This window comes from Streptomyces solincola, from assembly GCF_002982015.1.
Taxonomy (GTDB): Bacteria; Actinomycetota; Actinomycetes; order Streptomycetales; family Streptomycetaceae; genus Streptomyces; species Streptomyces solincola.
Window position 1 is genome coordinate 1 of sequence record NZ_PVLV01000410.1, and the last position, 9,037, is coordinate 9,037.

10 protein-coding genes are annotated in these 9,037 nt (G+C 74.6%); 4 read left to right on the top strand and 6 right to left on the bottom strand.

All coding sequences use genetic code 11. From position 1 onward, the window contains the following. Positions 1-167: 167 nt before the first annotated feature. Positions 168-818 carry a fasciclin domain-containing protein gene (locus C6N75_RS23255; protein ID WP_105870849.1) on the bottom strand — a complete coding sequence of 217 codons (651 nt, stop codon included), beginning with the start codon at positions 816-818 and terminating at the stop codon, positions 168-170. Positions 819-1,334: 516 nt separating this feature from the next. Here C6N75_RS23255 and C6N75_RS23260 point away from each other — a divergent pair. After that, a complete protein-coding gene (locus tag C6N75_RS23260) occupies positions 1,335-1,919 on the top strand; it encodes a sigma-70 family RNA polymerase sigma factor (RefSeq protein ID WP_105870850.1) in 585 nt (194 codons plus the stop codon). Beyond that, complete coding sequence (locus C6N75_RS23265) at positions 1,916-2,662, top strand: anti-sigma factor (RefSeq protein ID WP_105870851.1); 747 nt, start codon at positions 1,916-1,918, stop codon at positions 2,660-2,662. The genes C6N75_RS23260 and C6N75_RS23265 overlap by 4 nt, the downstream gene beginning before the upstream one ends. Positions 2,663-2,946: 284 nt before the next feature. Here the strand turns inward: C6N75_RS23265 and C6N75_RS23270 are convergent, their stop codons facing one another. Next, complete coding sequence (locus tag C6N75_RS23270; RefSeq protein ID WP_105870852.1) at positions 2,947-4,563, bottom strand: molybdopterin-dependent oxidoreductase; 1,617 nt, start codon at positions 4,561-4,563, stop codon at positions 2,947-2,949. Positions 4,564-4,839: 276 nt separating this feature from the next. Between C6N75_RS23270 and C6N75_RS23275 the strand changes: the two genes are divergently transcribed. Further along, positions 4,840-5,862: an N-acetylglucosamine kinase gene (locus tag C6N75_RS23275; protein WP_219852900.1), complete on the top strand. Its 1,023-nt coding sequence runs from the start codon at positions 4,840-4,842 to the stop codon at positions 5,860-5,862. A gap of 55 nt (positions 5,863-5,917) precedes the next feature. Then, complete coding sequence (locus tag C6N75_RS23280) at positions 5,918-6,658, top strand: nitroreductase family protein (protein ID WP_105870854.1); 741 nt, start codon at positions 5,918-5,920, stop codon at positions 6,656-6,658. An 81-nt stretch (positions 6,659-6,739) separates the two neighbouring features. Here C6N75_RS23280 and C6N75_RS23285 read toward each other — a convergent pair whose 3' ends face one another. The 4 genes from C6N75_RS23285 to C6N75_RS23300 form a co-directional block, all read right to left on the bottom strand. Beyond that, on the bottom strand, positions 6,740-7,111 hold the full coding sequence (locus C6N75_RS23285) for a hypothetical protein (protein ID WP_105870855.1): 372 nt from the start codon (positions 7,109-7,111) through the stop codon (positions 6,740-6,742). A gap of 391 nt (positions 7,112-7,502) precedes the next feature. After that, complete coding sequence (locus C6N75_RS23290) at positions 7,503-7,694, bottom strand: DUF6381 family protein (protein ID WP_105870856.1); 192 nt, start codon at positions 7,692-7,694, stop codon at positions 7,503-7,505. Between the two features lie 127 nt (positions 7,695-7,821). Then, positions 7,822-8,049, bottom strand: a complete 228-nt coding sequence (locus C6N75_RS23295) for a DUF5133 domain-containing protein (protein WP_105870857.1) — start codon at positions 8,047-8,049, stop codon at positions 7,822-7,824. 123 nt (positions 8,050-8,172) lie between these two features. Continuing rightward, positions 8,173-8,658: an ATP-binding protein gene (locus C6N75_RS23300; protein WP_105870858.1), complete on the bottom strand. Its 486-nt coding sequence runs from the start codon at positions 8,656-8,658 to the stop codon at positions 8,173-8,175. Positions 8,659-9,037 lie beyond the last annotated feature (379 nt).

Here is a 9,037-nt window from a genome sequence, read left to right on the forward strand (position 1 = left end):
CGCCGGGCACGGGGGCGGGCCCGGCGGAACCGGGGGCCGGACGCGCGACCGAACCCATATCGCGCGTCCGTCCTCCCCGGCGTCCGGCCGGGCCCTGTCGGCACACGACGTTTCCCTTCCCCAGGACGTCGTCACCGGTCCGTGCCCCGGGTCGCCCCGGTGCCGCCTCACATCTTCGGCATCAGCACGCTGTCGATGATGTAGACCGTGGCGTTGGCGGTGGGGACGTTGCCGCAGACGACCTTGGCGCTGTCGTTGACGGTGTAGGACTCACCCGAGCCGGAGGTCGTCAGCTTGCTCTTCTCCAGGGTGTCGAAGGAGCCGTTCTCGAGCTGCTGCGGCGTCAGCTTCTGGCCCACCACGTGGTAGGTGAGGATCTTGGTCAGCATCGCCTTGTCGTTGAGGACCTTGTCCAGGTCGGCCTTCGGGATCTTGGCGAACGCCTCGTTGGTCGGCGCGAACACCGTGATGTTCTGCGCGTTGTTGAGGGTGTCGACCAGGCCCGCCTTCTTGACCGCGGACACCAGGGTGGAGAGCGCGGGGTTGTTGGAGGCAGCGGTGGCCACCGGGTCGTCGGCCATGCCCTCGACGCTGCCCTCACCGGAGGTGGGCAGCGACGCGCAGGCGGGGCCGAACGGCTTGTCCATCGGCATCGCGGCGCTGGAGGACTCCTCCATGGAGGGGGACGCACTCGTGGAGGCGGCGGAGCCCGAACCGGAGTCGCCCTTGTCGTCCATGCCGCAGCCGGTGAGGACCAGCGGCAGCGCGGCCGCCACGGCGGCGGCGGAGAGGATGCGGCGGGAGCGGATGGTGAACATCGTCGTTCTCCTTCGAAGAACAGAGGCCTTCCGAGACATGAGTCCCGAAATGTCGGTCGGTGTCGGGTTGTTCAGGAACGGTGTGCGATGGTCGGGAAGGTCGTGGCGCCCGGCGCCTGGGCGCTGGGCGAGCGGCTGCGGGCCGGTCCGGGACGGCGGGTGTCAGTTCCGCCGGCGGCGGGCCTCGGCGGCCCTCTCACCCGGCATTCGGGGCCCCCCGCACGGCGGATTGGCCGAGTTCGGTAACGGACCGATAACGGCGAGGAGAGGGGCCCTCGACCTGCGTACGAGCGGCCCCGGAGCGCCTCGCCCGGGCACTTCAGACAGACGGACGGGGGCCGAACCCATCCGCGAGCCCGACCGCTACGAAAGACTGGCGTAGTACGACGACGACACGACCGCAGGCGGCCGCCCCACGGCCCGCGGCCTGCACGAACGCTGGAAGAGGGTTGGGCCCATGGGCGACCGGATGGGCGCTGCACACGCACCGTGCCGCGCTGGTGAAGCGGGTGAACGGTGAGAGAGATCGCGCACATCGGCGGACCGCAGCGGCGGGAGCCGGACCTCGCCGAGATCCTCGGCCAGGTCGCGGCCGGCGACAAGGACTCCTTCTCCACCCTGTACGACGCCCTGGCCGGGCCGGTGTTCGGGCTGGTGCTGCGGGTGCTGCGGGATCCGGCGCAGTCCGAGGAGGTGGCCCAGGAGGTGATGGTGGAGGTGTGGCGCAGCGCCGCCCGCTACCAGGCCGACCGGGGCTCGGTCATGAGCTGGGTGATGACCATGGCGCACCGGCGCGCGGTGGACCGGGTCCGCTCCGAGCAGGCCGCCAGCGACCGTGAGCAGCGCAGCGCCCAGCGGGAGCAGATGCCCGCCTACGACGAGGTGAGCGAGGAGGTGGCGGTGCGGCTGGAGAGCGAGCAGGTGCGCCGCTGCCTGCGTTCGCTGACCGAGCTTCAGCGCCAGGCGGTGACGCTGGCGTACTACCGGGGATACACCTACCGCGAGGTGGCCGCCTCGCTGTCGGCGCCCCTGGGCACGGTCAAGACCCGGCTGCGGGACGGCCTGATCCGTCTGCGCGACTGCATGGGAGTGAGCGCATGAGCGACGAACACCTGCACGCCCCCACGGGCGCCTACGCGCTCGACGCCCTCCCGGACGACGAGCGGGACGCGTTCGAGCGGCATCTGGAGACCTGCCCGGCCTGCGCCCAGGAGGTGCGCGAGCTGACCGCGACGGCGGCCCGGCTCGGCGTGTCCGCGGCGACGGCTCCGCCACCCGGGATGAAGGCGGCGGTGCTGGCCGGCATCGACAGCGTGCGGCAGTTGCCGCCGCTGGTGCCCGGCGGCGGTGCGTCCGCCGTCTCGCCGGTCCGGCGCGGACGCGCTCTGCCCCGGCTGGTGCTGGCCGCCTGCGTCGCCGCGGCGGTCGGCTTCGGCGGGGTGGCTGCCTGGCAGTACCAGCGAGCCGACGAGGCGAGCGAGCAGGCCCGCGCCGCGCAGGACCAGGCGGACCGGCTGACCGCGGTGCTCTCCGCGCCGGACGCCCGCACGGTCACCGGTGCCACCGAGGGCGGCACCCGGGCGACCGTGGTGGTCTCCCGGGAACGCAACAGCGCGGTCTTCGTGGCCTCCGGGCTGCCGAAGCCGCCGGCCGGCAAGACCTACCAGCTCTGGTTCGACGACGACGGCGCGATGCGGCCGGCCGGTCTGGTCTCCTCGGACGGCGCGTCGGTGATGCAGGGCGGGGTGGACGGCGCGAGCGGCGTCGGCGTCACCGTCGAGCCGCTGGGCGGCTCCGCCGAGCCGACCACCGGTCCGCTGATGGTGATGTCCTTCCCGACCTGAGCCGAGCGGGCGGCCCGGTGGGCCGGCGGGCCGGCCGACCGGTGGGCCGACCAGTGGGCCGGCAGACCGGAGGGCGGTGGGCCGGCGGGCACGGCGGCAGGCTGGGAGGCCGGCGGGCACGGAGACGGTACGCCGGGAGGCCGACAGGCAGGCGGGCACGGAGACGGTACGCCGAGAGGGGCCGGTGACGGAGTCGGAGGACTCCGTCACCGGCCCCTCCGCTTACGGCCGCCGGCCTGCCTGTTCGCGGGCGCCGGCCCGTCTGCTTCCGGGCGGTGGCGCCGTCATTCCGGCATGACGACCACCGAGTGCCAGCCGCTCGCCCCGTCGGGGATGGTGCGGGTGCGCTTCTCGGTCTGCGTCTCACCGGTGCCGTCGGTGGCCCGCACGGTCAGGGTGTGCGAGCCGGGCGTCGCCTGCCAGGGGAAGGACCACTGGCGCCAGGTGTCGGTCGACGGCACGGGCGCGAGGTCGGCCCGTTGCCACGGCCCGTCGTCCACCCTCACCTCGACCCGCTCGATGCCCCGGTGCTGGGCCCAGGCGACCCCGGCGACCATCACGGTCCCGGCCGCCGGGCGGGCGAACGGCTTCGGCGTGTCGATCCGCGACTGCGTCTTGATCGGGGCCTTGGCGGCCCATTCCCGCTTCACCCAGTAGGCGTCGTACGCGTCGAACGTGGTCAGCTCGATGTCCTGGATCCACTTGCAGGCCGAGACGTACCCGTACAGCCCGGGGACCACCATCCGGACCGGGAAGCCGTGGACGAAGGGAAGCGGCTCGCCGTTCATGCCGACCGCGAGCATCGCGTCCCGGCCGTCCATCACGTCCTCCACCGGGGTGCCGATGGTCATCCCGTCCACCGACCGGGACACGAGCTGGTCGGCTCGCCCGCCCTTGGACGGCGGCCGTACCCCGGCCTCGCCGAGCAGATCGGCCAGGCGTACGCCGATCCAGCGGGCGTGCCCGGCGTAGGGGCCGCCGACCTCGTTGGAGACGCAGGTCAGAGTGATGTCCCGCTCGATCAGCTCGCGCTTCAGCAGATCCTGGAAGGAGAGCGTCAGCGGCTTGCGCAAGCCCTCCCCGCGGATCTTCAGCCGCCAGGCGCCGGCGTCCACCTTGGGCACGACCAGGGCGGTGTCGACCCGGTAGAAGTCCTTGTTGGGCGTGGTGAACGGGGAGACGCCGGGGACCCGGAGCTGGGCGCCGCGGGGCAGCGGGTCGGCCGGGGCTCCGGGCGCGGGCAACGACACGGCGGCGCGCGAGGCGACCGCGTCCTCGGCCTGTTGCCCGCCGAGCAGCCGGCCCGCCACGCCCGCGCCGGTGGACGCGGCGGCCGCCGCGCTCGCCGCCACCAGGAAACCGCGCCGGTCCCAGCCCCCGTCCTGGTCACCGGTATCTCCGGCGCCGGGGGCATCGGCTCGTCGCGGGGCGGGGAGCCGGCCGCTGAGCAGGTGGAGCAGCGCCGCACCGGCCACCGCACCGGCCAGCGAGGGAAGGGCGTCGGCGAGGGAGTCGGAGTCCGGACGGCCGGTCGCCGCAAGGGCCCCGACCAGGCCGAACAGCAGGATGCCCGCCACACCGGCCGGGCGGTGCCGTCCGGCCAGCAGGCCCAGTGCCGCGGCCAGCACCGCGATCACGACGGCCATGCCCCACAGCAGGGCGAGCTTGTCGTTCTCGCCGAAGGTGCGGATCGCCCAGTCCTTCACGGGCGCTGGGGTGCGGTCGATGGCGGCGCCGCCGACCGCGGTCACCGGTCCGGTGCCCGGGCGGACGAGACCGGCCACCAGTTCGGCGACGGCCAGCGCGGCGTACCCGGACAGCAGGCCGGACAGGGCGGCGAGCAGTGGCCGCAGGGACCTGGCGCGCCATCGGCGTTGAGGGGGTGTTGTCGACGTGGTCACACCACTCGTTCGGAGCGCACGGGCCCGCGGATGGGCACGCCGGCCGATCAGAGCCCCGGGGAACGGGGGCCGGCCCGTCGCCCTCGGGCACACGGCCACCGGTCCGCTGGTCCGGCGTAGGCCCGGCGCCGCCGCGACCGGTCCGTTGAGGCGGGTCCGTTGAGACGGGTCCGGGACGCCGGTAGGTTCCGCGGCATGGAACGCGATGGGCACACGGGGTCCGCGACCGGCGCGGCCCTTCCGGCCGGCGGTGGTCCGCTCCCGGCGGGAGGGGCGGTGGCCGCGGTCGACGTGGGCGGCACCGGGACCCGGGTGCGGCTGCTGCCCGGCGGCCCGCGGGCGGACGCGCCGGGGGTCGAACTGCCGGCTCCGGGCCGGACCGTCGGAGCCGACGGCATCGACACCGGCTCCCTGCTCACCGGGCTGGCGGAGGCGCTGCGGCAGGAGCGCGCCGCCCGGCCGGGCGGCCTCCCGCCGGTCGCCGCGGTGGGCGTCGGTCTGAGCGGGCTGCTCGGGCTGACCGCCGACCCGGAGGCGCTCTGCCGGGGCCTCGCCGAACTCCTGGGCGCCGACCGGGTGGTGCTCGCCGCCGACGTCGTCACCTCCTACGTCGGCGCCCTCGGCGTACGGCCCGGCGCCGTGGTGGCCGCGGGCACCGGCGCGGTGGCGCTGGGCACGGACTTCGCCAAGCGCTGGGTCCGCCGGGACGGCTGGGGCCATCTGCTGGGCGACGCGGGCAGCGGAGCCTGGATCGGGCAGGCGGGGCTGCGGGCCGCGCTGCGCGCCCACGACGGTCGGGCGGACGGCTCGGCGACCCTGCTGGCGGCGGCCGTCCAGCGCTTCGGATCCCCGGAAGGCTGGCCCGCCCGGCTGTATCCGCACGGGGACGTGGCCGGCCGGATGGCGGCCTTCGCCCCGGACGTGGCTTCGGCCGCCGAGGACGGCGACCCGACGGCCCGGGCCGTGTGGCGGCGGGCCGCGGAGCACCTCGCGGATACCGTGGTCGCCGCCCTGCCGACCGAGCCGGGACCCGGGACGGAGTCGGGACCCGGGACGGAGCCGGTGGTGTCGTGGTGCGGCAGCCTGTTCCGGGCGGGCGAGCTGCTCGCGGCGCCGTTCCGGGAGGCGGTGCGCGCCGCGCGACCGGACGCCCGGCTGGTGCCGCCGGCCGGTTCGTCGCTGGACGGTGCCGCAGCCCTGGCGACCCTGGTGCTGACCGCGCCGGACCGGCTGCCGGACGCCGCCCCGTACCTGCGGGTGTGGACCCGTGACGGAGCCGCGCGGCACACGGCGTTCTGACGGGTGGTCGGCCGCCCCTCCCCCGCGTCACCCTCCCGGCCTACACTTCGCGATCATGACCTCCGAAGCGACCACGCCGTCGGCCCGGACCGACGCACCCGCGGGCGAACCCGGGCTGCTCACCACCATGTCGACCATGCGGGCCATGCGCCGCCTCAAGCCGGACCCGGTGCCGGACGAGCTGCTCGACCAGCTCGTCCAGGCCGCCGTCTGGGGCCCCAGCGGCGGCAACATGCAGCGGTTCGAGTACGTCGTCGTCACCGACCGCGGGGTCATGGCGGAGCTGGCCCCGCTCTGGCGGCGGTGTGTGGACGCCTATCTGGCGACCACCGGCAAGTACGCCCCGACCGGCATGGACGAGGGGGCGTACCGGCGGATGGTCGCCGCCATCGAGTACCAGCGCGACCACTTCGCCGACACCCCGGCGCTGATCGTGCCCTGCTACCAGTTCCCGCCGCCGCGCGTCGAGGAGGAGGGGCTGCGGGCCTCCGCGGCGGCGCTGGGCGCGGACGCCGGCGAGAGGATGGTCGCCGGCCAGGTGCGTTTCCAGGCCCTGGCCGAGGGTTCCTGCGTCTACCCCGGGGTGCAGAACCTGCTGCTCGCCGCGCGCGGCCTCGGCCTGGCCGCCAACATCACCATCTGGCACCTGATGCTGGAGGACGAGTGGAAGAAGGCGCTCGGCATTCCGGCCGACATGAACACCTTCGCCGCCGTCCCGGTCGGCTGGCCGCTCGGCAACTTCGGCCCGGTGCGCCGCCGTCCGGTCTCCGAGGTGGTCCACCGCGACCGCTGGTAGCGGGGCGACCCCCGCAGACGGCGGCGGGCGCACCCACCTGGGTGGGCACTCCCGCCGCCGTCCATCCCCAGCCTGGCCGGCTCAGTCCCGCTCGGAGGCATAGAGCGCCGCGGCGCACAGGGCGCCCCAGGTCACGGCGAAGGCGATGACCTTCCGCCGCTTGTCGGACTCCTCCAGCATGGTGCCGAAGACCACCGCGTCCGAGAGGTCCGACACGATGCGGCTGCCGGTGGCCAACCGCCGCGCACCGCGGTCTCCGGCGGCCGCCATGGCGGCGCCGATCGCCGTGTCGCGCGCGCTGACGGCCCTGATCAGCAGAGCGGTCGGCCCGGGTACCTCGCCCTTCTCGTCCACCAGGCCGCAGGGCCGGGCCAGCAGTGCCGGCTTCGCCGTGATGGCCAGGCCGTACGCGGCGGTGGCCGCTCCGAGCACCCGGGTCAGGGTCGCAGACATGGATCGCCCGCCTCTCGCGTCTGTTGCGTCCGTCCCGCGGGTCCCCGCCGGAGGTTCGCCACCGCGTACCCCCCGTCGCCCCTTCCACGCCGGGCCCCGACGACAGCGCACGTCGACCGGCGCACGGCACCCGGCTCCGCGCACCCGGCCCAGGAAGTCACGGACCAGGAGGACCGCTTCGCACCGATGAGGCGGGCCTCGCGTGCGCCCGAGGTTGCCCACCTGGGTTGCCCGGCCGCGGTTGCCAAAGCCGGAAGTCGCCCGCCCGGGGTTGCCCACCGGGGGGGTTGCCCGCGCGCGTGAACGGCGCGGCCGAAACGTGGCAACGCCGTCCGTACGAGCCGCGTGGCACGGCAGCCCGGCTGCCGTGCCACGCGCTCGTCGGACGCGGTCAGATGATCGGGTCGATGTCCCCGCTCGCCATCGCGGCCTCCTGGTCGCTCTGGTCCCTCAGGCGGCGGGCCTTGTCACGCAGCCTCTGCTGCTCGTGCTGGTCGTCGACGCTCTCGGCCGCCCGGTCCAGCTCCTGCGCCTTGTCGCGCATCTGGCGGACCCGGCCTCGCGCCTCGTCTGCGGTACTCATCACGGCCTCCTCGGAAACGGGATGAACCAGCACCCACCAGGGAAGCAGGGCTTCCCCCGGACCGCACGTCAGGATTCCGCGGGACGGTGCGCGATAGCGCGCGGCATGGCCGGGCAGGCGCCGGGGCTCACGCCTCCAGGGCCACGTCGTCCTGGCGGCGTGCGGCGAGTTGCTTGCGTGCCACGGCCAGGGCGCTGTCGGCGTCGCGGGTGCCGGTGGAGACGCAGAGGGTGTAGGTGACGTCCTCGATGCGACGGCGCACCTCGGTGCTGACGGCGTTCTGCGCGTTGAGCGTGCGCAGGGTCTCGTACTCCTTCACGAGGTCGCTCAGGATCGCGGGGTGGGCCATCAGCACGGTGGTCTCCTCTACGTCGGTGCCCTTGGCCGGGCCCGACCCGGATACCCCGAAGGGGTGGTTCCATGCCCCGTACGGCTCAGCGGTCCCACTTCCCGACCGGAACGCGACCGTGCGCCCGGCTCAGTCGACGCCCGGGGTCATGCCGGCCGGAGCCCCGGCGGGGTCGTCCTGGAGTGCGATCAGCGCGCGGGTACGTTTGCCGACCGGCTCGCGGCGCACCTCGTAGCCCTGGCTCACGGCCAGCACGATCTCCAGCCCGTGCTGGCCGACCCGGCCCGGTTCCGGGGTGCGCGGCAGCGGCAGCACGGGGTCGGAGTCCCACACGGAGATCTCGACCATACGGCCGGCCAGGCGCAGATCCAGGACGCAGGGGCCCGGGGCGTACTTGCAGACATTGGTGATCAGCTCGCTGACGACGAGCTGGGTGACGGCGAAGGCCCGGGACGACACCTCGCGGTCGCGCTGCTCGCTCACCCGGTCCAGGAAGGCGGCGGCGAAGTCACGGGCCTCGGCGATACAGGAGGGGTCGCCGTCATAGGCGACGCTGGCGGTCACCAGCGCGGCCGGAGCATCCCGGTCCGTGGTCCCGTCCGTCGTCAGGGTCATGTGCATCGCCTTCCGCAGCGCAGGTTCCGGCACGGGTGCCGCGGATGCGGCCACGGCGGTGCGGATACCCGGCTTCCTCTCGCGTACGCCACCCGCAACCGCGAAATCACGCCACTGCCGGTGTGACGCGCGGCACAGTGCGCCCGGCATGCGCGGCTCAGGCCGGGCACCGGACGTCGAGCAGAGGTTGCCGCACGACCGTTGACAGTGCCCGTACCTGCCGCCACTCTCGGAGAGCGCTCTCCCAACCTCTGTGCCACGGACGTCGCGGAGTCACGGGAGAGAGCTCTCCAACGTGCGTGCGCCGTCCGGCAGCGGGATGCCGGACGCCGTGAGCCCCGGCCCCCTCCCCGGCTCCTCTCCCTCGCCACCTCCGGCT